The following is a 24913-nucleotide window of genomic DNA, read 5'->3' as shown; positions in this document are numbered from 1 at the left end:
TATTATACATAAAGCCCAGATTTTGTCTGGGCTTTTTTAATTACTAATTATGAGAACAAAATTTATTTTACTTTTTTCATTATTTTCAATTCTTATTTTTTCACAAGATCAAGAAGCTAAAGGATATTTTCCCGCAGAATATGTATTAAAAAGCTCTAATGATACTATAAAAGCTAAGGTTAGAAATGTAGGGAAGTTTACCAACAAGAAATATTACTTTGCTACCATTTTGTTTAAAATGAAAATAAGAGATGATCAAGGAAATGAAAGTTGGATAGAGCCAAATGATGTAAAGTATATTAAAATTACTGATGAAAATAATATCAAACATGAGTATTTCAGTTCTGCAGGAAGATTACCAAAGGAAGAAGGTTTACTTGAAATAATGTTTGAAGGAAAAAATATAAATTGGTATAAAGATTACTATAACCCAACCCTTAGGCTTCAACTTGAAATTAAAGGATATATTGTTGATAAGAACAAGAATATTCTTTATTGGGGCTTTTTTAATGATATTAAAAATAAGTTTAAGAAAATATTTAAAGACGATCCTAATTTGATGGAAAAGTTAAAGGCAGCGAAAACTGATGAAGATTATGTTGAATTATTACGTTTATATGATACCAAAATTGATAATTCTTAAATCTGAAAAATCCGCTTTTCTATTCTGAAATTTTAAAACTATTATACATGAAAATAAAACTAATTTTACTTTTTTCGTTAATTTCTATTACCGTATTTTCACAAAAAGCATATGAGCCTAAGCAGAATCATCTGCCAATAAAGTATGTGTTAAAAACAAATAATAAGGATACTTTATCTTCACGTATCGTGGCGAGCTATCCTTTTAAAATGGATCATTTTACACCTGATACTTTTGTAAAAAAAATTAAACTAGTTAGTGAAAAAGGGAAGGAGATTATTCCGATATCAGAAGTTAAGTATATGGAAATAACTGATTTTGATGGAGTGGTATTTAAATATGTTACTTCAGATGATTTTCCACAGATGAATCTCAATGGTTCTATTCTTCAAATTTTATATTATGGTAAAAAAATAAAAGCAGTAAGAAGTTTTCAGAGACTCGATTTAATGGGAAATACTGCTTCGAGCGAGTTTACTTTTGATAACAGAGATTTGGTAAGTACAACAATTCAGTATTCAAAAAAGAATAAATTATTGATCAACAGATTAGAAAAATATCCGGATTTATTGGAGAAATATAAAAATGTACATACTCAGAAAGATTACATTGAAGTTCTTAAAGAATATGATATGCGATAATAGCAACCATATATTTCTTTATTGTTTTTACTGAAACAGCTTTTAATTTTAAGATAAATAAAAGAATTATTAAAATAATTTTAAAATTTGGATGTTTAGTAAAATTAATCTCATTTTCTCACTCTGTTTTCTTAAATTTATTCTATGAATTTTGAAAAAACAGGATTGGTTTTATCCGGAGGCGGAACGAAGGGTATTGCCCATGCAGGAGTTTTAAAATTCTTGAAAGAAAAAAATATCAATATTGATGTTTTATCATGTTGTAGCGCAGGATCTCTTGTTGGTTGTCTGCATGCAGTAGGAAAAACACCTGAGGAGATTCTGGATTTTTTTCAGTCAGTTTATTTCTTCAATTGGAAACATTTTACCTTCAATCAACCGGGACTGGTTTCTTCGGTGATCTTCAATAACTATTTAAAGCCGATTTTTCATGATATGAAAATTGGTGATTTGGATAAGGAAGTGAAAATTGTAGCAACAGAATTAGTTTCCGGAACTCAGAAAATATTTGATGATAACTTTAGGGTGACTGATGCTGTTATTGCATCATGCTCTATTCCCGGTGTTACAACCCCTTATATTTTAGGAGATGAGATGTATTGCGACGGAGGTGTGCTAAATAACTTTCCAGCAGATGTAATCCGGGATGAATGTGACCAATTGATTGGTGTGTTTGTTTCTCCACCACATGATATCAATATTCATGATTTAAAAACGATAAAGGCCATTGTTTCCCGTTCTTATGATCTTCTTTCTTACAGAGTTGAAAAAATAAAGTTTGGATATTGCGATTGGTTTATCACTTCACAAGAGCTCTCAAGTTATGGAGCTTTTGAGCGAAAGAAAGATCGTTTGGAAGAAATTTTCACTATTGGATATAACGCTGCAAAAGATAGTTTTGATGAAAGTGGATTTTTTACAGAATTAAAACCATCGGGAACATAAATAAAAAGAAAATCCCACCGTAAAAGTGGGATTTTTTATGCTTAATTTTTAACTACGCGACCATCTTGGTTTACGATAGTTTTACCGTTTGAATCTGTTACCATTAACGTATAAGGTGCTTTGGTAGCCGAATCTGTAAGGTAATTTCTCCATACTTGATAAACGAAACCATTATTGTTGAATTCATAATAATAGTTTCCTCCGCTACCATCAGGAATTAATTCTCCATTAGGAATAATCATGCTTGGCTTTGAAGTAATTTTTGAGTTAACTCCCCAAGATTGATAAAGATATTGCCCATTAGGTTGTAAGTCTATTCTGATCTTGAACTTGCTTGTTTTAATAATGACGGTTTTAGGTACCTTCTGATAATTGTCAGAAACAGTAGATGATTTGGGTGATTCATTTTTAATTTCTGTAGCATATGCTAATGAAAACTGAGCGATACAAAATGCTCCTAGTAAAATTTTTTTAATCATTGTAATGAGTTTTATGTATTTGGATATTTTCAAATTTAATGCCAAATGTAGGATCCTCTGTGTAATGTAAATTGTAAAGAATTATTTAAAACCTGAAATTTGGCTTAAAATAATAAGTCCTACAAATAGTAGGACTTATTATAGATTATATTTATTCTGTGATGCTCACTGCTTCCATTTGGGTATAGCTTGCAAAAGCCTCTTCTAGGCTTTCAAATTTGCCTTTAAATTCATCAATCGGACAATCTTGAAGGATGTTCCCTTTATGGATAAGAATTACACGAGAACAAAGCGCCTCGACTTCCTGCATGATATGGGTAGAAAGTAGAACAGTCTTCTCTTTTCCAATTTCTTTTATTACATTTCTAATCTCAATGATCTGGTTAGGATCTAATCCATTTGTAGGCTCGTCTAAAATTAAAAGATCCGGCTGATGAATAATGGCCTGTGCCAAACCAACTCTTTGCTTGTATCCTTTAGAAAGCTGACTGATTTTCTTAGATTTTTCAGGAGTAATTCCTACTAATTCAATCACTTCGTCCACTCTTTTTTCAGAGATTTTATGAATATTTGCAACAAACTGCAAGTATTCTTTTACATACATTTCAAGATACAAAGGGTTGTTTTCAGGCAAAAAACCAATGTTTTTCTTGCTTTCAATCTCGTGTTCAGAAATGTTTTTTTTATTAAAGATTATCTCACCTTCATCTATTTTCAATGCACCTACAATAGATTTCATGAGGGTAGATTTTCCGGCTCCATTTGGACCTAGAAGACCTATGATCTCGTTTTTATCAATTGAAATATTGATGGTATTCAATGCGACTTGTTCACCAAATTTTTTGGTCAGATTGATTATTTGAAGTGACATAATGTAAAACAATGTTTTTACAAAAATAGAAATAAAAAACTCATCCGGGAAGAATGAGTTTAATTATGTTTTATAAAGATTGCTTATTTTTTATATTTCTTACTTTTTGTAGAAGATGGTGTTCTTTCAGAAGTGTCATTTAATGGTATTGCTGTACTTGTTGAAGAGTTAACGTTTGTAGATCCCATCGTAGAATTTGTTTTCATCCCCGGCTTATCATACAAAACGGCCTTTCCGTTTGTCTTTCCGAAAATTTTATCAATCTGTTTTTTGTTTAGAAATTGTGACTTTCCAACATATTTTTTATTCTTGTTGATATAATGAATAAACTGAACAGTCGGTTGACCATAGTTTTTCTCGTAGTGAAGCTCGATAATATCACTAGGAAGTTCCAGTACAATATTTCCTTCTGGAGAATCAATAAACCCATCCGTAATCATTTTATAAAGCCCTTCCACATCTTTATTCATATTTTGAAATGAAAAAGATCTGAAAGTATTTAGATTAGAGGTATTAAGATCCTGATAGTTGATGGTGAATTTATCATCTTTTTTATATAAACCAACGGAATTATCCTTACCAATTTCCACTAAAGTTTCGTTTTTCAAGACTTTAATCTGTGAAAAAACTGAAATCCCGAACATGCAAGTAAATAGTAGAATTATTTTTTTCATGTGATGATTTTTAATGTTTTATAATTTGGTATCTCTAAATTACTAATAAAAACGCTAAAAACAATTTTTATTCCTTGAGCAAAAGTAGCATTTTTTTTTAATATCAATGATTAATAGGCAATAAATGGTATGCATTTCATTGAAGCATTATTCTTGTTGTTAATCCTTTATTAATGAGTTGTATATAAAGGTTTGTGGTGGTGTTGATATTAAAAAAATGTCTACATTACAATAAATTGATGTGTGTGTAATTTATTAAGAGACAATTGCTACGTGATTTTTTACTAAAAAATCATTGCTAATTTAAAATCACTGTTCATTCTGTTTTTTTAATATCGTAGAGATATACCAAGTTTGAATTAAGAATTACGTTAAATGATTTGAATTAATGATGAACGAATCAATGACTGTTGCTTGGTGCGAAGAGGGATTTTGTACATAAAGGTTTTTTTCATTTGTGTGTTATTTAAGAATTTAGGTAGCTAAGTTAGTTAAAATATTGAATTTTACCAATTCAGCCTTTTGTGAGCTTGGAAGGATATGATCTTCTTACAGATTAATAGAATTTTTAGAAATGAGTTTCATAAAAGCTTCAAATTCATTTTTATAGCTTCTGCCTACAGGAATGTGATGAACCCCGAGCAGTACTTCATTAGAGTTGAAAGCGGTAATATAGTGAGAATTGATCATAAATGATCGGTGGATTCTTATAAAACCTTTCGTAGATAATAGAGATTCCAGCTCTGTTATTTTGCTTTTTGAAATAAGAGATTCATTGTTGATCAAAAGAATTTTAATGTCATTTCCCTGGCTTTCAAAATATATAATTTCTGAGAGTGAAACTTTACGGTGCATTCCATCTGTTTTAATCATAATGAAATCATTTTCAGAATGGAGAGTTATGTTTCTCAACACGCGTTCAATAGCTTTAAAAAAACGATCAAAAGTGATGGGTTTTAGAAGATAATCTACAGCTTCAAGCTCAAAACCTTCTATAGCAAAATCACGATATGCAGTGGTAAAAATAGTTTTGGGTTTGTGATGTAAAGACTTAAGAAAATCAATTCCGTTGAGATGAGGCATTTGAATATCCAGAAACATTAAATCTACATTTTTGGTCTGAATCAAATGATAGGCTTCCATAGCATTGGCTGCTTTCCCAACTACTTTTAGTGCTGTCTCAAATTTAGCAATGTGGTTTTCCAGCAATGTCACTGCTAATGGTTCGTCTTCTACGATAATACAATTAATCATATGCTGCTGGCGTATTTATTTCAACAATAAAAGTATTACTTTCTTGGGAAATAAGAAACGAAAAATTGTCATGGTAATGATAGCGGAGCTGTCGCTCTATATTTTGTATTCCTATCCCTTTATTGTCTTTATTACGTGGAGTTTCACATGTGTTTTCAATTCTGAAAAAAGAAAATTCTTTGTTGGTTTTTATATCAATTTTTATTTGAACTTCATAGGCGGTTTTTCCGGCACCGTGCTTAAAGGCATTCTCAACCAATGTAAGGTATAACAAAGGAGGAATTGTATTAGAAAAATTGATTTCTATATTTCTACTAACTTTCAATCTTTCATTATAACGGAGACTTTCAAGGGCAATGTAGTCATCAATAATGGTGAGTTCATCTGATATCGGAACCCATCTTTTTTGCCCTTTGTATAAAATATAGTCTAGAATATCTGATAAACGACTTATTGATTCTGAGGTTTTTTCAGAATTGCTTAAGGATAAAGAATAGATATTATTCAGTGTATTAAAAAGAAAGTGAGGGTTGAGTTGAGATTTCAGAGATTGTAATTCTAGTTCTGTTTTTTCTTTAAGTAACCTCATCGTTTGTTGTTTTTCATCTTTATACCGTACGAAAAACATGATGGATATGAAAATAAATGTACTGCTGATAATAGGAAAAGTATAATGAGCCAAAAGATAACCTATATCTGTAAAGATGCTGGTAAAGCTGTCTTTAGGTAAATTAATAAAAAAAGGTTCTGCTGCATACACAATAAAAATCCTGTTGATTACAGAAATAATATAAAGACTAAATAAAAGATTGACTGAAAATTTGAAATATTTTTTTTGATCAAAAAATCTTCTGAACAGAATATAATAGATAAAATTGGCGCTGAAAATCTGAAAAATCCAATGGCAGAAATTATAAATAACAACATCCATAAATTCCGAAGGCTCATAGTCACCATAATCTCTTACGATAGCAAATAGAAATAAGGCAGGCCAAAAAACCAGCTGGAAAAAAATATTTTGCTTTATATTATTGTTTAATTCAATTTTCATAACCTTCAAAATTATGAATTCCTAAAATAGGAGAGGGGATATTCATTTAAACGGATTAAATGGGTGACGAACGACATGGTTTGAAGTGTATAAAGCGCAACGTATCGTTCATACTCAAAATGATGTTTTCAACGTATAATGCTGAAATTAATAGTGGCAATACACCATATTTGCCATTAAAAAAAATGAGTGAAGACACATCTAGAGACAGATTGTATGGGCTTGATCATCTAAGAACTTTAGCCATACTATTGGTTTTATTATACCATTATCGGGCATTCAAACATCCGGAATGGATTGATACCATCGGACAGTTTGGTTGGACGGGAGTTGATCTGTTTTTTGTATTAAGTGGTTTTTTGATCTCAAGCCAATTGTTTAAAGAACTTAATAAAAGCGGAAGCTTCAACTTGAGAACATTCTTTCCTAAACGTGTTTTTAGGATTATGCCACCGTATTTTTTTACGGTTTTCTTATATTTTTATTTTCCCTTTTTTAGAGAAAGAGAGGCACTTTCTTCCTTATGGAAATTTCTCACTTTTACACAGAATTATGGGCTTGATGTTATCAATCGGGGAACATTTTCTCATGCATGGTCTTTATGTATTGAAGAACAGTTTTATTTGGTTCTTCCTTTACTACTGTTGCTTGCCGTAAAAACAAAAATGTTCAGCTATTTACCTTTTTTCTTGGTGCTGCTCATCTTCTTTTCAATACTAATGAGATATATTGCATGGCAAGGTGATATTGAATCGAGCATGGGAACCGATGATTTCTGGAGGCTGTGGTATATGGAAATATATTATCCAACCCATACACGGTTGGATGGTTTAGCGGTAGGAGTTTTTATAGGCTACTTATTACAGTATTCGTCAAAGTTTAATACAACAGTCCATAACAACGGGAATATACTTTTTATCGTAGGAGTAGTATTGTTAAGTATTTCATTCTGGATGTGTAGAGAGCAGACTTCAAGAGAAGCGTCAATTTTTGGTTTTACGTTTGTGGCAATAAGCTATGGATTTATTGTATTGTCTGCCATTTCAAAAACGTCGTTTCTCAACAAGACAAAACTATATATTACCACACAATTGGCAGGTTTGTCTTACGCTATTTATCTTTCCCATAAAGGAATTATTCATATAATCCAGAGTGGTTTAGCTCATTTCAAGATTGAGCCTTCCGGAGGTCTGAGTCTTTTTCTCTGTCTGCTCGGATGTATTGGAGGTGGACTTTTTTATAGGTTTATCATTGAAAATCCTTCTGCAACATTGAAATTTAGAATTTTGAACAGGAAAAATAATTTGTAATGATTTTACAATCCCCAGAGAAATTTCTATTGGGGATTGTTTTAAATTAAACTTAGTTCGGAAGACTCTTATCTCCAATAATTATTAGCAGCGGCAATGGTGGCAAACTCCGTGGCTACAGTTTGTCCGATAGCAATGAGCATGGATGCATCTTCTGCATATATAGGCCTTAGTTTTCCTCTTACCTCAGCATCAGGCTGGGTTACTTTAATGATAAGCCTTGCCATTTTTACGGCTAGTTGTCGGCCTTCTTCCGGGGTGTTGGTGATGAGGGTGTTTTTGGGGATAAGTTCAATGTGTTCAGACATGTTATTTTTTATTAAAGTTAAATAATTCTATTTTATTTTTCACGACGTTCTTGTACCGATATGGGGTAAGCTTTTGAGCGATCTTCAAGCATGGGATCTGCGATTTCAATTCCATTCGTGAGATGATTGGGAATGAAAGATAATTTATGATCTTCTTCCAATGTGTTTGCGGTTAGTTTTTTAATTGAAAGTGTTCCCAGTAGAATTCTTTTTCGTGTATCTGGCCATGCGATGGATGGATTTTCTATGATATCACCTTTTTCAGCGACTTGAGCATAGAGTTTAAACGTTATGTTTTTAGTTTTTAAATGTGATTTAATTTCTTCATTTAAATAATTGGGACTCGCTTTAGAAAGTTCTTCTTTGGTTAAAAATTGTTCGCCTTCTTCAGGAATGAACTGGTATCTTATAAAAGTTGATTCTCCCTTCTCGTTGGTAAATTTAAATGAATTAACTCCATAATACGAAAGAGTAGCAAAGCTGGTAGATGCAGGTTTTTGGCTCGTCAGAAATGTTTTAGCAATTGGGTGAGCATCTAAAAAAGAATCTAAAGGTGTTGTAGGTTTTGTAGTAGCGGATCCATTGGCTGCAAGCGCTGATAATAATTCTCTGAATTCATCTGTTGTTGCTACGGGAAAGCCATTGTAACTGTGGGCTACAATATCAGTTTCTGTACCATCGGTTAAATGAAATTTAATCGCCAATCCTCTCGGGTTTGAGTGGCCATCTGTATCAGAAATATTCGGAATGCCTGTAAAATCTGAAAAACGAACGGTAATTGGTGTTGTTCCTCCTTTAAACTGCAAAGCTTTAGAGATTTTCTTTGCTTCAGCGCTGGGGGTGAAAGTTCCTTCCGTGATAATTCCTTTAGCATGCACAGCTCTTGCGTTAGGATGTTTTCCAAAAACACCATGCAGAGCATCCACCATTTGTTGGGGAGTAGACGTCGTAGTTTGCGCTTTTACGGTTGCTGTGAAAAGCAGGGCAGAGAATAGTAATGATAATTGTGTGTGTGTGTTCATTGTAATGCCTTTTAGGTAAGGCAAAAATAATCTGCACAAAATTTGAACTAAGTAACAAATGTTACCTTAAACTATTTTTATTTTTCTCCCGTCTTGAAATATTTTATTTTCATGTTCCAGTTTTTTCATCACCCTTGAGATCACTTCTCTCGAGGTGCCCAAATCATCAGCAATATTTTTATGGGTAATAGATAAATCTTTTGATTGGCTGTTTTCACTCTTGGTTTTCAGATAAGACCAAAGTCTGTCTTCAAGTTTGTAACAGATAATTTGTTTGGTGGTTTGCAGCAGATCATTGTAATGTTTTTGAAATTCGGCCATAATAAGATGGTTAAATGAAGGGAACTTCAACACCCATTCTTTTGCCTTCTCAATTGGAATCAATAAAATCTGAGTTTCTTCCTCCGGAACAGCCGAAAAATCTATGGGATCCTGACTGAATAAATGAGCAAAACTAAAGATGCAAGATTGTTTGGGGAGAATATAATACAATAAAAATTGTAGGCCGTCTTCAGTGCTGTATACTTTTACGCTTCCTTCTAAAACAATGGGAAGATACCGAACATACTGACCTTGCTTTATGACAAAATCATTTATGGAATAGTTTTTTATAATTCCAAATTTATCAATTTCTGCAATAAGATCTCTTCCAAAGTCTGGGAGGCAGTTTTCCAGCATTTTTATATCCATTCTCTACAATCTAAAAAGGTGTGTTACGTGTTCCTGAATTTCTTAAGTAAAGGTAATAAAATAAAAAACCGACACAGAAATTTAAATTTTAAATGCTAAAAGTAATGTTACGATTAACTAAAAAATATGCTTTTTAAAATTTTTTCCTCTGAAAAAAAAATAAAGATAACTTCTCAATCTAATTTTTATATTTGCACGATTCAGGTTTGAATCTCAAGAAACTAATATAACCCTTGAAATGTTGTCTACAAGCTTAAAGAAAACAACTTTTCTGAAAATTAATAATGAACAAAAAAGAATAAATAATGGATAAGATGAACGTATTAATTGTTGTGACTACAATCTCCTTATTCATTTCCTTATTTCTTGCCTTTTTTTTGCTTACAGTGAAAACAAAGCATAAGACAAGTAATGCTTTGTTTGCGGTTTTTCTCATAATAATGGCAATAGATGTAAGCGAATATTTGTTTAATCTGACAGTTGACGGTCCTTCAAATCTGGGAATGCTGAGAGGTATGTTTGCTTTTTTGCAAATTCCTGTTTTTTATCTCTATGTATTGTCTGTTTGTTATTCAGATTTTAAGCTTCAACCTAAACATTTACTCCATCTGCTTCCATTTTTGGTAGCGAATATAATTTTAATACCCCATTTTTATGGAGTAGATGGGGCTTCTAAAATTAGTTTTATTGAAAATCGCCAACATATGATAGAGCTGCAATTCAATCATATATTAATACATATTCAATTGATGGCTTATATTGTTGCAGTTTTTATGATTTTAAGAAAAGCAAAAAAGCTCTATCTTGAAAATTATGCAGGTGCCAGTGTTAATTCCTATCATTGGTTATTCCAGTTTACGGTTTTACTGACTATTTTATATTTAATTACGCTATTAAAAAATATTTTTAAGTTTTCAGATTATCCATATATTTCTGAGTGGATAAAAATTGGACTTCTCGTATTTCAGTTATTTATTGTTTGTTGGTATTTATTTAAAGCTTTAAATAACCCCGGCTTATTTAGAAATATAGATTCAAAATTAAAGCTTACTTCTGATATTATTTTAGAACAGAAAAATAACGATCAGCTAGCTGTAACTAACGAAGAGTACAATGAAGAGTTAGTAAGGCTAAAAAAATATATGGCAGAAGAAAAACCATTTCTTAATCCTTCATTAACCATTCAGGATATTTCTAATGATATGGATATTCCGACTCGGGAATTATCTGTTTTAATTAACCATCAATTAGGACAGCATTTTTATGATTTTGTGAATACCTACCGTATAGAAAATGCAATGGAAATTTTAAAAGATGTTACAAAAACTAAAGTTACGGTTCTTGAAATTTTATATGAAGTGGGGTTTAATTCAAAATCTTCTTTTAATACGGCTTTTAAAAAACACACAGGAAATACACCAACTGCGTATCGTAAATATTTGTAGTATAGTGCATTGTAATTACTCGTACTTGTTCATTTTAGTATTCGTACTTATTTTTATTACCCAATAAGGCCGATTACTTTTACTCGGTCGCATAGCCTGAGCATCTTTCACATATTTGTATCGAAATAATTTTTAATCTAAAAAAACGATACCATGAAAAGTGCTACTTATTTACTCATCTTTATCCTACTTATTTCAAGTTGTCAGACAAGTCATAAAGTGTTGTCAAAAAAAACTGATTATAGTTTTCTTACAGACAGTTTACAGCTTAATCAACAAATAGAAAAATACAAACTTAGAGGATTTAGTCTTGTTGTATTTGAAAATTATAAGATTGTATATTCAAACCAAGTGGGGGTAAAGTCTGCCAATTCTCCCGAAAAAATTGATGAGAACACTGCTTTTTCTTCTGCGTCTATTACAAAACCAATCACAGCACTTCTTTGCCATATTCTTGAAGAGAAAGGATTGATTAATCTGGATGATCCCATAGAAAAATATTTAAAGCGCTGGCATTTGCCAAAAAGTAAGTTTACGGAAAATAACAGCCCAACCTGGAAACAGTTTTTTAATCATACATCAGGTACAAATCAGGGTGGATTTGCAGATTATTATGAAGGAGATACAATTCCTACCATAAAACAAAGTCTTTTAGGACAAATACCAAGATATGATAAGGAAATTGAATTTCTTTTTTCACCGGGTACCGATTTCGAATATAGCGGCGGCGGGTATGTAATTGTTCAAATGGCATTAGAAGACACTTTAAATAAGTCTATTGCAGAGCTTGCAAAAGAGCATATTTTTTCACCTCTAGGTTTGAAAAATACTACGATGATCCAACCTAATGAAAAGGGATTTTTAACCAATATTGCCCTTGTTCATGATGAAAACGGAAACGTAATTAAAACAGGAATACCTATCACTCCACAAGTTGGAGCATCTGGATTATGGTCTACACCTTCTGATTTGGCTATACTTTCTATAGAGATACAAAATGCTTTGCGCAATAAAAACAACAAAGTGATTTCTCATCGGGTAGCCCAAAAAGTAACGGAAGCTACTGCTTTAAAAAATGCCGTTGGTGGTTGGGGATACGGATGGCAAAAGTCTTTTGAATATAACAATTATGGTTGGTTTTCATGCAACGGATCTAATACTGGAGTTGGTGGGAGTGTTTTTGCGACGATGACAGATGGAAATGGGTTTGTATTCCTTGCCAATGGCGAAAAAAAGAATCGTATTCCTGTGATAGGGCATACGCAAAGAAAAATTCTGACATTGATGGATTGGAATAAAAAACCAGCCAATGAAAACGTTCAGGAAATGCCATTAAGCCTAAAACAAAAACTAATAGGAACGTACGACGATTTTCTTTACGGGCAAAAAGTGGAAACCAAAATAGTAGAAAAAAATAACCGTCTCTACGTAGAGTCTCAACTTTTGGGATATTTTAAAGGGAAAAACGATAATGAGTTGTTGTATCTGGAAAATGGATTATTTAAAATTGTAGACTATCCTAACTTATTAAAATTTGATTTCAGCAATGGTAAATTAAGCTCTGTTACCTTAATAAGAGATCACCTGAAAGTAGAAACCCAAGTCAGTAATAAAGAAAAATAAGTATTGCATATTTCTTTGAATCTGTCAAAAAGAATCAAATGACATAAAACTTAGGAATTTATTGTTTCTTATTTCTAAAAACTAGTATAATGATCCATTTCTATAATGGATCATTATTTTAATATCAAAACAGGCTGATTAACATTCTGGTAAATGCCCTCAGAAATACTTCTGCTTGCCATATAATATAGGAAACTGTGTCTTCCCGGTAGTGCAATGATAAGATCGGTTTCATTCAATGATGCAAAATTCAGAATTCCGTTGATAATATTTTCATCATATGAATAATGAATGCTGCTTGGGATCTCGGTTAAATATTGATGAATATATTCTTGCAGCTCTTTCTTTTTATCATTACTTACTTCCGTTTTTTCGTCTGTATGAATATTCAAAAACATAAGATTAACATCCTGCTCCTGAATGATAGATTTATGATGAAACAGTCGGTTTAGCTTTGTTATAGCATTTACATCGCACGGAATAAGAATGTTTTTGATGGAAGTATATGTGTATCCATTGGGAACAATGAGGGTCTTAACAGGGCTTGTTCTTGCAATACTTATAATATTTTCCGAAACAAAACTGTCATTGGAAGCTGCCTGATCGTCACTTCCTAAAATAATCAATTCTACCGACGGATGATCTTTTAACAGTTCATTGATACTTTTTGTAAGCGTCCAGTCACTTACCGCCGTTGATACTTTTAGTTGAGGTGATTTTTCGTTGATTATCGTGCTTAGCGTTTTCAGCAGTACTTCTGTTTGTTCCAACAGACTGTTGACATTTTCTTCATTAACAAATGAATGACCTTCTGCCATATGCAGATAATCAAATTCAGATTCTTTAGAAGTTTTTAAAAGAATAATATGCGTGTATTCAAAACGCTTTGCCCATTCAGCAGCAAGCCTTACTGCATTTTCTGTGGTTGATGTAAAATCAACAGGTATAAGTATTGTTCTCATATTAATTAGTGTAAAATTCAGTTATTCGAGATTTGCGGTCATTTTTTTTACTAAGAGAAGAGCGTTGTTTATATCATTTTCATTAAGATCATCGGCTGCTTTTTTATACAGCTCTAATGCCCAGGGATAAACGGTTTCCACAATTTCATTTCCTTTTACAGTAAGGAAGATCTGTTTATTTCTTCTATCTGTTGTATTTTCTACCCGTTCAACCAATTCTCGCTTTACAAGACTATTGATGAGATAGGTAATGCTTGATTTATCTTTGCTTACTTTACTGCTTATTTCCTGCTGGTTTATTCCGTTATTCCTGCGGAGAAGTCCAAGTATTTCTATAAGTTCAAAAGACAGATCAGGATCATATTCATTAATTTTTGCCTGAATTTTCTGCCGCAATCGGCTTTTCATTTCTCCCATTGCCAACCCTAATTCCAAGGCTATTTCTGAGATGTTATTTTGTTTTACAGGCATATTTTAATAATTAATGAATATCAAATCATGAGTAGAAAATGTGAAAAATCTCTCATTCCTTGCATAACAAATATAGTTAAAATTGGTTTGAATTAAAACTATTATTCGTTAAAATTATACACTTTTTTTAGGGTAATGAATGATGTGGAAGTATTTTTCTCTGTATTCTTAGCTATTATTTACATTCCCAAAACCTCCACTTTACTTTTCCCACTTTGTTGTTTACTCACCTTAATTTGCACAGGTATTCTTTCTGTCATTTCCTGCACATGAGAAATTACCCCCACTTTACGACCTTGATTGTGGAGTCTTTCTAAGGCGTCCATGGCAATATTGAGGGTCGTAGGATCTAAAGAGCCAAAACCTTCATCAATAAACAAAGATTCTACCTTCATGCGGCTGGATGACAAAGAGGCCAGACCTAACGCAAGGGCCAGCGAAACTAAGAAAGATTCTCCACCCGAAAGCGAGTAAACGGTGCGAACTTCATCACCCATATCCTGATCCACAACCTGTAGGCCAAGCGTAGAAGGAATACGTTCAATCTTATATCTATTCGTGAGGGCTTGCAGGTGAATATTGGCGTAACCAAGCAAAGCATCTAGAGTATATTCCTGAGCAATTTGACGGAATTTTTTACCATCTGCAGAGCCAATAATATCATTTAACTTACTCCAGTTTTCGGTAATACCAGCCTGTGTTTCGATACTTTTCAGTAAGTCGCCAATTTTGTTCTTATTGGCTTTATCCTGTTGCAATTGGAAACCAATTTCACTTCTTTTATGTTTTTGCAATTCGGCATCCGATTTTGCCACAGTAAATAATGCATTGAGATCATCGAGTGGACGTTCAGATATTGATTTTTGCTGATGAGCATCTAGCAATTGTTTTCTTTCAGAGAGGATGGAAGTTGCTTTGGTTACCTCATCATCAATAGTTTGTAATGCTATACGTTCGGCATCAATCCAATCATTCGTAAAGGTAAGAAGCTGATGAAGCTCAGTCATACTTAGACTTTGATTGTTTTTTTGATTATAATCATTAAGCCAGATTTTTATTTTTTCTGAAGCATTTTTTACTTCTGTTGTTAGAATGCTTATTGTGGCTAACAGTTCCTCCTTTTGGGTGTTGGCTTTTGTATTGTTAATACTTAGTTCCTGTTGTATTTCTTTAAGCTGATCCTGCTTTTTTTGAGCTTCAGTGATGGATTGTTTTAATTGATTTTCCACATCTTTTGCAGATTTTCCTTCGAAAATATCATGGCGTTGCTGTGTAAGTTCCAAATAATTTTGGTTTTGTTGTGCATATACCGCTGAGGTATTGGAAACTTCCAATAACAGTTTTTTTGCCTGACTTTCCAGCTCTTTTAACGTTGCCTCAAGTGAACCTTTTTGAAGATTTTTTTGCGCTAAATTCTCAGAGTTTTCATTCCATGTTTTGGCAAAGGTTTCAATGCGTTCTACAAATGTAGTGGGATCTGCCTTCCAGTTTTTCATCCATTCTGAGGTGGTGAAGTAGGGGGAGACTATTTTCTCAACCTCCTGAAGATCCAATGTCGCTTTGTTTTGTTCCTTAGCCTTTCCATTTTGCTGTTCTAGGTAAAGAGCAATGGATGTATTCTTATCTTTTAATTGATTCGCTAGACTATCAATGGTTTCCTTTAATTGATCGATTTTAGTTTTATCTGCTTCTAGCTGTTGTTTTTGATGAGTATGAGCCTTTATTTGCGCAAATAAACCGTCTTGTTTTGTTTGGAGTGATTGTAATTTTTCTTCAATCCAGTCTGCTTTTTTAGCATTAGCTATCGAATGACTTTCTTGGGCAATATCGAATTGTTCCCAAATTTGTTTTCTACTTTCCAAGGCAGCTTTTGAGGTTTGAATTGCCACGCTTTGATTTTGAATGGTTTGTTGTAGCGTTTGAAAAGCTTGCTCTAAAGCTTTATGCTTACCGAAACTGGTAAGATATATGCGATCATTTTCATTGTAAGCTTCTTCCAACTTAGCCAATACATTTTGTAATTGCGGATGATGTTGGGTATAAGGATGGCTTGTGCTGCCACATACCGGGCACGGTTCTTCATCAACTAAAGCATTTCTAAGCGTCTCAATATTTTCGGCTGATGCCAGACGGGCTTGCTGTAAAAGCTGTGCAGCAGTTTCTTTTCTAGCATTTTCTACAACCAATTGTCTGGAAAGTTCTTCCAGGCTTTGTTGTTTTGTTTGAGAGTCGGATTGATCTGTTAGTTGCTTCTGGTTTAAAGTTTCCAATTCTGTAAGTGTGCCATATAACAGTTGCCAATGCGCTTGTGCTTTGATGGTATTTTCGACAGATCGGGTTGTTGATTCTTTATCTGAATTTAAACTTTCGATTGGTATTAATAGCAATTCTTTCGATTGGAAATCATATGTTTTCCTTAGACTTTCCCATTCTTGATTTTGTTTACCTAGGTTCGCTTCAATCGTTGTTTTTTCGGTCTCAGTATGACTAATTTTATCCTTTACTACATCCAATTCTTTGGTGGAAGATTGTACGGTTTCCAAAAGCTTTTGAGCATCCTGTAATTTGGAGAGAATGATGTTTTTATTTTCAGCGATTAGGCTACGGTCTCTGTTTTCTGTTTGCCAGTTGGTGATAGTGGTAATCTGAGTTGATACAATTGCTAATTCCGCTTGTTTATCCGTCAATGATTTTTCTTGCTGGCTACTTGCTTCTGAAGCATTCTCAGCTTCTTTTTTGGTTTTTTCTAATGTTTCCTTTTTTTCAACGAGGAGTGTATCGAGTTTTTTTGCTTGCTCAAGAAAGGGGAGAGCATCATCAAGGGCTTTATTTTGTGTGATTAAATGATTTCCAGCTTCTGAAAGTTGTGTTTCTAATTTTCCTTTTTGTTCTTGAAGCGATGTAATTGTCTCTTCTAGCTTACCTAAAGCGGTTGTTTTCTCATCATGCTGTTTCTGTGAATATTTTTGTGCATCTGCCCAACTTCTGGTTTGTTGCACCTGTTCGGTAACCAATAGCTTTTGTCTACGTGTGCTTGTATTTACTTTATTATCAGTTGCTTGTTGTAATGCGGTATTGGCTTCAAGAAGATTGACTTGAAATGTAGCAAGCTGTTCGTGCCAATTTATTTCGTTGCTTAGATTTTCTATTTCTTTTTCTAACCCCTTAATTTGAATTGTTAAAACATTCTGCTCTTCCAATAAAGTTTTGAGTTCTTCTTCGTTGAAGGTTACGATTCCTTCTTTTCGGAGGGTAAGTTCGCGAAGCTGTTGTTCTTCAATCCTATTTTTTTCGAATATCTTTTTAGAAATTTCGGAGTAAATATGGGTTCCGGTAAGTTTTTCTAATAAGGATGATTTTTCATCTTTGCTGGCTTTCATAAAGGCAGTAAAATCGCCTTGTGCCAATAATACAGATCGGGTAAACTGCTCAAAATTTAAACCAACAAGCCTTTCTATTTCTCTCAGCGTTTCTACTTTTTTACCCGGAATAGCTACCTCGGAACTTATATTCTTTAAGGTGACAGAATCAGACTGCATACTTCCTTCCGCTTTATTTCTGGCACGTCTTACACTCCAGGTGGCACGGTAATGTTGCCCATCGACTCCTCTAAAATCAACCTCAGCAAATCCATCGGCAGTTCCGTCACGTAAAATACTTCGCACATCTCCTTGACTAAGTGTACTTCCCTGTACATCATAGATTTCTATTCCTGTTTCTTTTGCCTGAAGGTATCGGGGAGTTTTACCGTATAAAGCCAAACAGAGCGCATCCAATATGGTAGATTTACCGGCTCCGGTAGCTCCGGTTATGGCAAAAATTCCTGCTGAAGAAAGGGGTTCGGCGGTAAAGTCAATCTCAGTATTTCCTTCTAAGGAGGCTAGGTTTTTTATGCGTATGGCCAATATCTTCATCTTATTCTCCTTTTTGGTTTACTTCCTCCGTTACCTGTTGAAAAAGTTTCAGTATATCGGCAGGAACATTGCTGTTGTATTTGGATTGGTATATTTTATCGAATACATCCAAGGGCTGTAGTTCGATTAGTTTTTCCTGGGTAATAAATTCAGGTGTTTGCTGGCTTGCGGTAGGGTATTTAACATCAATTTTAGCAAGTCTTATTTTTTTACCCAATAATGCAGTTTCTATTTTATGTCGCAAAGCAGGTTCAGGTCCATCAAGTAATACTTTTACTTCAAGATAAGGCGCTATTTCTAAATCGTTTTCTACAACAGGTAATTTTTCTAATAACACAATCACTTCTTGTAAAGGCAGCGAGGTTTGAGGAATTCTTTGCAGCGGGACAAAGAGCGGGATCTCTAATGATGTAAGGTTGCTGATTTCATCGTTGAGTTCAAACACAATAACCTGATGTTTGTAATTAAGTTCAGAAAAAGACATCGGTAATGGACTTCCCGAATATCGAATGTGCTCTTTTCCACCAATGCATTGTGCCTTGTGGATATGACCTAATGCGACATATTTAATATCCTGATGAAACGCTGTGGCTGGAATACATTCTACACCTCCCATAATCGGTCTTTCGGTCACATCTAGATCACTTACCTCAGCATGATGTGTATGCAGATGTCCCATGGCAATAATGGTTTGTCCATCCTGTTTTTTATTCTCCGCATATTCGAATGCTTCTTGGTACAATGCGGTTACGCCATCGGTATAAGGATTTTCAGAGTCGGGAATCGTTGGATAGTCACCCATACGTAAAAACGGAATAGCCAGACACCATATTTTTATGTTTCCTGAATGGTCATAGATAGGAACAAGTAATTTCTCATAATCAATATTTCCTGTAGCATCTTTTTCAACCAAACCAATGATATGTACATTCGAGGATTCCAATAACGGCTTTGGTGCTTCTAATCGAGACGCAGAATCGTGATTGCCTGCAGTAATAATGATTTGTAAATCTGGGTTTGCTTTAGTGGCATTGTTGAGGAAGCTGTAAAACATTTTTATGGAAGCCGCTGCAGGATTAGAAATATCAAAAACATCTCCGCTTATGAGAAGTAGATCAATCTTTTCATCTTGTAAAGTTTGCACCAGCCAATTCAGGAACTGTTGGTGTTCGTAGGTACGGTCGTATTCATGGAACAGCTGACCTATATGCCAGTCTGCGGTATGGAGGATTTTCATGATTCTGTTCTGTCAAAAATTATATTGCATTTCACCTGTCTTTCCTTTAATTGAATAAGAGAAATCTTTCCTTAATGATAATGCCTGATGTGAAAACCTTATTGTTAAATACATTAGATTGTATTGGTTGAGGTTTCATATCTGAGCGTTTATTATTTCTAAATTAACATTTACGATCTGGTTGGAATATACATCTTATTTTTGTGTCAAAGATATTCATATTAAAAAAATGAATTTGTGGGAATCCGTATTTTATGATTTAAATTAAACCCAGTTTTTTCTTTTTTAATAAATGAAAGAATCCTTTTAATCCTGATAATGAGAACTTTTCAAGGGAGTCCTTATTGCTATTGCTTTTTACTCTAAAAATTTATTATATTTTTCATAGAATTTCATTGTAATCTTTATTTTTTTTCAATACATTGTTGCGTAAAATCAATCGTACAAAGCAAATCTCAATATTATGAAGACGAGATATTTTACTTATATTTTACTTTTTGGATTTCCTTTGTTTGGATGCCAAAATAGAGTGGCTGCACAATCCACTTATCAAAAAGATTGGACTGTATTAGAACGGGAAAATGAATCATTAGCTTTTGATGCTGATATAAAATTATCTGATGCTGAAATGGTATTGGATAAAAAATTATTTCAGTTACGAAAAAAGCTCCTTACCGAAACAAATCAACAGAAAATACCATTGTTTAATAGTTCTTTCAATGAAATAAAACCATTGATAGAAGGCAGTGAATTATTTAATATTTTTCAATCAATGCCAAAAGGAGGCCTGCTGCATAGCCATAGTGGAGGGATTACCGATGTAAAATGGGTAATTACAGCAGCAAGAAAGTACAAAGAATGTTACGTTTATGATCAAGCTGATAATGACCAGTTTATTTTCGGTCAGCTGGCTTTTTTTGAAGGAGGAAAAGTTCCAAAAGGATTTGTCAATCTTAATGAAAAGCTTAATGCAACTCCTGCTTTTGAAAAAGAACTAACGGAGCTTCTCATTCTGAAGAGAGATCAGTTGTGTAGCTATACAGATTATTGGATTGAATTTGAGAAACGTTTTAAACGTATTAGCTTGTTATTGCCTTATCGTCCTTTTTTTAAAGAATATTACAAGAAAGGCTTTCAGGATTTGGTGGCAAATAAAGTACAGCACTTGGAAATCAGATTTATCTTTGATGAACTTTATGATTTTCAGCATGGAAAATATCCATTGAAAACTTCGATTACTGATTTGCAGGATGTCGTTAAAGAAATCCAAAAAACACAGCCGCAGTTCAGTTTGAAATTGATCTATTCAAGTTTTAAATTTTTAGATCCGAAAAGCATTGATCAACAACTTGAAACGGCCTTTGAACTCAAAAAAGAATTTCCTAATATTATTTCGGGCTTTGATCTTGTAGCAGATGAGGCGGCTGGAAACAGTATCAATTCTTTCCAGGAAAATTGGATGAAATTAGACGCACTCAGTAAAAAGTATGGGGTAACGATGCCTCTTTTTCTTCATGCAGGCGAAAGCAATTCTGTCTTTAATAAAAATATAGTAGATATTTCGTCATTAAACAATCCAAGGATTGGGCACGGTTTGAATTTGATTTATTTTCCAAAGACAATGGAATTGATTAAAAACCAAAATAAATTAGTTGAGGTGAGCCCCATCAGTAACCAGATTTTAGGATATGTAAGTGATCTGCGAAACCATCCTGCAAGGGTTTTATTAAGCAATGGAGTACAGTGCTCAATTAATAGTGACGACCCAAGTGTTTACGGATATGAAGGTCTTGGCTATGATTTCTGGGTAGCTTTTGTGTATTGGGAGCTTGATGTAAAAGCACTGAAGAAACTGGTTTTTAATTCAATCAACTATTCTTCCCTGAATGAAAGTGAAAAGAAGAAGGCGCTGCCATATTTGAATAATCAATGGGATGATTTTGTTCGAAAAATGAATGTGAAGTTGAATTAATGAATCATATATAAAAATAATGGATAGCTACTGGTTATCCATTATTTTTATTTTACCTATTCCTCATCAGGAGGAAATGGATCGTCTTTTAATGGTAATAATTCCACTAGCAAATGTTTCGTTATTCAAATATATTGGTATAATCAACCAAACCGTCTAAAAACTCAGTAAAAGATGAAGCTGAAAATTCTAAATCTGCCTCTGAGTAATACACAAAAATATTTCCATAATCTTTTTCATCTAGTGACATTGCTAAATAACCGGTTTCTATATGCCCGATACTTAGATAATTTTTTGGTAAATAGTCTTGCTTTTCTACAAGAGAAGTACCATATTTAATAGATTTAAAACCGGATAAAAGTATACCATCATCAGGCTCTCCAAAATAGATATAGTAACTCAACGGAAATCCTCCATTATATTTTAACATATATTCTTTATAATCTTGGGGTAATGATAGCTCCATTTCTATTTCAAACTCATTTAATTCTTGTGGCGTTATAAGTTTATTTTCTATTTCAAAATTGATCATATTCTTATATTTAAAATTAATTTATATCTAAAATGGGTTTTATTTGAATATAGCTTCCCATATGGGGTAAAGTTTTTTCATGGATGTCCGCTTAATTAATTGCATAATCTCTTTTAAATTCCCATCTAAATAATGCCAAGTTAATTTTAATTTAGTTAAAATTTTTACATCTACTGATGACACAGCACCCATAGCTTTCAATACATTTGCGAATACGGCAGTACTGTTTTATTCCAGTTATAGGGATTTTTATCTGGGTATCAAATTTAATAATTTTATTGGCCTCAGAAATAGTTAAAACTTAAGTCAAGATGACTTCAATAAATGATAGTGTACTATAAACAACAAAAGTAAAAAGTATTTCAAAATTTTCAACCCGTATTTGAACGGAATTTTCCTTACGGTTTATATAAATATTCTTTATGACCCAAACAAAACCCCAACTCTCGTCAGGATTTTATTCATTCTTTAGTTTTTAGATAGCGTTAATATTAAAATCGGTAACCAACACTCAATCCATACTTTGCAATCACGTCATGATCTGTTTTGTCTGCATTGAATAAAAGTTTTCCGTAACCTACGTTGGCTTCAAAAACGAATCCTTTTTTGGTGACCAATTTATAACCCAAGCCGGCACCCAATGCAACATCATAGACATCTTTATTCTCAGTGAATGTCAGGTTGTCTGCTGAGTATATTTTTTTTCCATCAATGGAAGTGAACGCTCCAAATCCTTCGACAAAGAAACCGGAAGCATATTTTTTTCCAAAATAATATCTGTAATATGGGGAAATGAAGTAATTCATATCCTTTTCTTTTTTATCATCATAAACAAAAAATGCAGCAATACCCAGTGATGAATTTTTGTTGAGGTGACGTTCAAAATTTACTTCCACAGCACCGGATAATGGCGCAATTACATTTAATCTAATTTCATTGTTTTTCTGATAAGGATTGGGATCAGTTTCATTTTGAGCCTTAACAGAATAAAAAGCAAACAACATGATTACTAGTAAAAAGGTTTTTTTCATAAAAAATTTAATTTGAATTATTTGAATGCAAAACTCAAATAATAAAAATTAATGCAGGTTTCAAAACCTTAAAAATGGATAAAATGGTACTTATTTGATGGTATTTTTATATTCATTGGGCGTCTGACCCGTAACTTTTTTAAAGGCATTATAAAAAGTTGTTTTTGAAGTAAACCCAGATTCTAATCCAATCGTTAATAAAGTGTAGTTTTCATATTCCGGATTTGATATCATTTCCTTAACAGCTTCCACTCGATATTGATTGATATAATGAGCGAAGTTGTCTCCTGTTATCGTGTTTACAATTTGAGAAACATATCCAGCGCTTATGCCTAGTTTTTCAGCAACTTTTTCTCTGTTTAATGTACTGTCGGTATAAATGTGCTGATCTTTGCAAAGGAGTTCTAGTTTTTGAAAATAAAGATTATCAACTGTGATAGATTCCTTATATTCTTGTGGGGAATCATCTTCTACGATTTGCAGATTGGAATATGAAACAGCTGAATCTTGATGTAAAAAATGGTAGATAGCATCCTTGTTTTTGGCCAATTTATATTTGTAAATACCTATATAAGCGGTCCAATGAATGATAAATGTTGCACATAAAGCCAAGGCACTCATTGTAGAAGAAATATCATAATTAAGAAGTAAGCCCGCCAGAGCGGTAATAAGCCATGCAAATAACAATAATGAAACAAAGGTTAGTAAGGTAATTACCCATTTTTTTTCCTGTGAATCTTTTAAATGCCTTATCATAAAATATGAGTAAACCGGAAGGAATGGGATGAATGTAACGGCTAAAAAAAGTTGAACCAAACCAAGTATGCTGATGATAGCGATGCCTGACTCAGAAAAAGTATAAACCCCGGCAACATGATCAAGATCGTTTATAATATTAAGCACAGCGGAATAGGCAAATGGGATAAAACACAAATATTTTTTTTGTTTGTATTTTCCTTTATCATCAATCCGGTTTATAATAAAAAGGAATAGGAAAGCAGGCATTAGAAATACCCATTCTATATCGTCTATAAAATGCAGAAGAGGATAGGAGGTAAATACCTTTTCAATATCAAAAACATGAGTCAGTAATTTAATTGAAAGGGTAAATAATAAGTAAGCTAAATATTTATTTGAATTACTATTGAACAGGGAAGACTTTAAAATAACCAAGCCTAAGATTATTCCTTGGAAAATTGCAATATTTAAAAGTGTTGTATAAATCAATTTTTTATAAAAGTTGTTTTAAAGATTTGTTTTAGGATAGGATCCTATTGAAGATTTATTGCCAAAATATGTCCGATTTAGTATGTAAAATGAACTCATTTAAATACAGTTGAAAATATTTTCGTTTACTTTCAAGATAATATTTCAGAAAAAAAAGAAGAACTGTTTGATTAATAGGTTGTTGTTTGGTACTGTTGCTAATTGTGGATATTAGATATTATTTTTTTAAATATAGCTCTTTCACACGAATTGGTAAAACGAATGTATAGTAATGCTGATTACTTTTTTAAGTGATTAAGAAATGAGTCTTATTAAAGTGATTTATTAATTTGTATTAAGAAAACTTAAATTTTTTAAGCTCCGTAATTATATTTTTGACTAGTCCTAAAATAGGTTTACAAGTTATCAATTAAGATACGAATCCGGAAGATTTTACTTTTCCGGATTTTTTATGCATCATTTCCGGTGTTTGCATCTTCAGACTCAGATGTGGTCTTTTGTTGTTGTAAATATAAATACTTTCTTTAACCATTTGTTTTAGATCTTGAATATTTTTGCATTTATAAATCAAAAATTCTTGTTTTAATATCCCATTTATTCTTTCTGCTAAA

23 protein-coding genes are annotated in these 24913 nt (G+C 32.9%); 7 read left to right on the top strand and 16 right to left on the bottom strand.

Going from position 1 to position 24913, the window contains the following annotated elements; genetic code table 11:
• The first annotated feature begins 49 nt into the window (after positions 1-49).
• From BUB80_RS05800 to BUB80_RS05790, 3 genes are all read left to right on the top strand, one after another.
• Entirely contained in the window at positions 50-643 is a 594-nt protein-coding gene (locus tag BUB80_RS05800; protein WP_073291790.1) for a hypothetical protein, read from the top strand.
• A gap of 47 nt (positions 644-690) precedes the next feature.
• Positions 691-1284 (top strand): hypothetical protein, encoded by a 594-nt coding sequence (locus BUB80_RS05795; protein WP_073291788.1) that lies wholly within the window; start codon positions 691-693, stop codon positions 1282-1284.
• A gap of 144 nt (positions 1285-1428) precedes the next feature.
• On the top strand, positions 1429-2229 hold the full coding sequence (locus BUB80_RS05790; RefSeq protein WP_073291787.1) for a patatin-like phospholipase family protein: 801 nt from the start codon (positions 1429-1431) through the stop codon (positions 2227-2229).
• Positions 2230-2270: 41 nt separating this feature from the next.
• Here the strand turns inward: BUB80_RS05790 and BUB80_RS05785 are convergent, their stop codons facing one another.
• The 5 genes from BUB80_RS05785 to BUB80_RS05765 all read right to left on the bottom strand — a co-directional run bounded on the left by BUB80_RS05785 (position 2271) and on the right by BUB80_RS05765 (position 6558).
• The gene (locus tag BUB80_RS05785; RefSeq protein WP_073291785.1) at positions 2271-2708 is read right to left on the bottom strand and encodes a hypothetical protein; all 438 of its coding nucleotides are present in this window, start codon (positions 2706-2708) and stop codon (positions 2271-2273) included.
• Between the two features lie 151 nt (positions 2709-2859).
• Complete coding sequence (locus BUB80_RS05780; RefSeq protein WP_073291783.1) at positions 2860-3579, bottom strand: ABC transporter ATP-binding protein; 720 nt, start codon at positions 3577-3579, stop codon at positions 2860-2862.
• A gap of 83 nt (positions 3580-3662) precedes the next feature.
• Complete coding sequence (locus BUB80_RS05775; protein ID WP_073291781.1) at positions 3663-4253, bottom strand: hypothetical protein; 591 nt, start codon at positions 4251-4253, stop codon at positions 3663-3665.
• A gap of 549 nt (positions 4254-4802) precedes the next feature.
• Positions 4803-5507 carry a LytR/AlgR family response regulator transcription factor gene (locus BUB80_RS05770; RefSeq protein ID WP_073291779.1) on the bottom strand — a complete coding sequence of 235 codons (705 nt, stop codon included), beginning with the start codon at positions 5505-5507 and terminating at the stop codon, positions 4803-4805.
• A complete protein-coding gene (locus tag BUB80_RS05765; RefSeq protein WP_083547073.1) occupies positions 5500-6558 on the bottom strand; it encodes a sensor histidine kinase in 1059 nt (352 codons plus the stop codon). The genes BUB80_RS05770 and BUB80_RS05765 overlap by 8 nt, the downstream gene beginning before the upstream one ends.
• Before the next feature lie 185 nt (positions 6559-6743).
• On the opposite strand from BUB80_RS05765, the gene BUB80_RS05760 reads away from it, so the two are divergent.
• Positions 6744-7868, top strand: coding sequence for an acyltransferase family protein (locus BUB80_RS05760; protein WP_073291975.1), 1125 nt, complete (start codon positions 6744-6746; stop codon positions 7866-7868).
• Between the two features lie 68 nt (positions 7869-7936).
• Here BUB80_RS05760 and BUB80_RS05755 read toward each other — a convergent pair whose 3' ends face one another.
• The 3 genes from BUB80_RS05755 to BUB80_RS05745 all read right to left on the bottom strand — a co-directional run bounded on the left by BUB80_RS05755 (position 7937) and on the right by BUB80_RS05745 (position 9888).
• Complete coding sequence (locus BUB80_RS05755) at positions 7937-8176, bottom strand: hexameric tyrosine-coordinated heme protein (protein ID WP_073291777.1); 240 nt, start codon at positions 8174-8176, stop codon at positions 7937-7939.
• Between the two features lie 32 nt (positions 8177-8208).
• Positions 8209-9198: a catalase family peroxidase gene (locus tag BUB80_RS05750; RefSeq protein WP_073291775.1), complete on the bottom strand. Its 990-nt coding sequence runs from the start codon at positions 9196-9198 to the stop codon at positions 8209-8211.
• Positions 9199-9264: 66 nt separating this feature from the next.
• Entirely contained in the window at positions 9265-9888 is a 624-nt protein-coding gene (locus BUB80_RS05745; protein WP_073291774.1) for a Crp/Fnr family transcriptional regulator, read from the bottom strand.
• Positions 9889-10193: 305 nt separating this feature from the next.
• Between BUB80_RS05745 and BUB80_RS05740 the strand changes: the two genes are divergently transcribed.
• Together BUB80_RS05740 and BUB80_RS05735 are read left to right on the top strand one after the other, a co-directional pair.
• Positions 10194-11333, top strand: a complete 1140-nt coding sequence (locus tag BUB80_RS05740) for a helix-turn-helix domain-containing protein (protein WP_073291772.1) — start codon at positions 10194-10196, stop codon at positions 11331-11333.
• Between the two features lie 153 nt (positions 11334-11486).
• Positions 11487-12956 (top strand): serine hydrolase domain-containing protein, encoded by a 1470-nt coding sequence (locus BUB80_RS05735; RefSeq protein ID WP_073291770.1) that lies wholly within the window; start codon positions 11487-11489, stop codon positions 12954-12956.
• A 113-nt stretch (positions 12957-13069) separates the two neighbouring features.
• Here BUB80_RS05735 and BUB80_RS05730 read toward each other — a convergent pair whose 3' ends face one another.
• From BUB80_RS05730 to BUB80_RS05715, 4 genes are all read right to left on the bottom strand, one after another.
• Positions 13070-13918 (bottom strand): universal stress protein, encoded by an 849-nt coding sequence (locus tag BUB80_RS05730; protein ID WP_073291768.1) that lies wholly within the window; start codon positions 13916-13918, stop codon positions 13070-13072.
• Between the two features lie 21 nt (positions 13919-13939).
• Positions 13940-14389, bottom strand: a complete 450-nt coding sequence (locus tag BUB80_RS05725) for a MarR family winged helix-turn-helix transcriptional regulator (protein ID WP_073291766.1) — start codon at positions 14387-14389, stop codon at positions 13940-13942.
• Between the two features lie 179 nt (positions 14390-14568).
• The gene (locus BUB80_RS05720) at positions 14569-18303 is read right to left on the bottom strand and encodes an AAA family ATPase (RefSeq protein WP_073291765.1); all 3735 of its coding nucleotides are present in this window, start codon (positions 18301-18303) and stop codon (positions 14569-14571) included.
• Position 18304: 1 nt separating this feature from the next.
• Positions 18305-19540: an exonuclease SbcCD subunit D gene (locus tag BUB80_RS05715; protein WP_073291763.1), complete on the bottom strand. Its 1236-nt coding sequence runs from the start codon at positions 19538-19540 to the stop codon at positions 18305-18307.
• A gap of 463 nt (positions 19541-20003) precedes the next feature.
• Between BUB80_RS05715 and BUB80_RS05710 the strand changes: the two genes are divergently transcribed.
• Positions 20004-21512, top strand: a complete 1509-nt coding sequence (locus BUB80_RS05710) for an amidohydrolase family protein (RefSeq protein WP_073291761.1) — start codon at positions 20004-20006, stop codon at positions 21510-21512.
• Positions 21513-21633: 121 nt separating this feature from the next.
• On the opposite strand, the gene BUB80_RS05705 is transcribed toward BUB80_RS05710, so the two are convergent.
• The 4 genes from BUB80_RS05705 to BUB80_RS05690 all read right to left on the bottom strand — a co-directional run.
• On the bottom strand, positions 21634-22044 hold the full coding sequence (locus BUB80_RS05705) for an SMI1/KNR4 family protein (protein WP_073291760.1): 411 nt from the start codon (positions 22042-22044) through the stop codon (positions 21634-21636).
• 491 nt (positions 22045-22535) lie between these two features.
• Positions 22536-23075, bottom strand: a complete 540-nt coding sequence (locus BUB80_RS05700; RefSeq protein WP_073291758.1) for a DUF3575 domain-containing protein — start codon at positions 23073-23075, stop codon at positions 22536-22538.
• Between the two features lie 90 nt (positions 23076-23165).
• Positions 23166-24302, bottom strand: a complete 1137-nt coding sequence (locus BUB80_RS05695; protein ID WP_073291756.1) for a helix-turn-helix domain-containing protein — start codon at positions 24300-24302, stop codon at positions 23166-23168.
• Between the two features lie 409 nt (positions 24303-24711).
• A partial coding sequence (locus BUB80_RS05690) for an integrase core domain-containing protein (protein WP_139262557.1) occupies positions 24712-24913 on the bottom strand: 202 nt, incomplete at its 5' end.

The sequence above is a fragment of the Chryseobacterium polytrichastri genome (genome assembly GCF_900142445.1).
GTDB lineage: Bacteria > Bacteroidota > Bacteroidia > Flavobacteriales > Weeksellaceae > Chryseobacterium > Chryseobacterium polytrichastri.
Note: the sequence above shows the minus strand (reverse complement) of the source record. Positions and strands in the feature narration are given on the sequence as shown.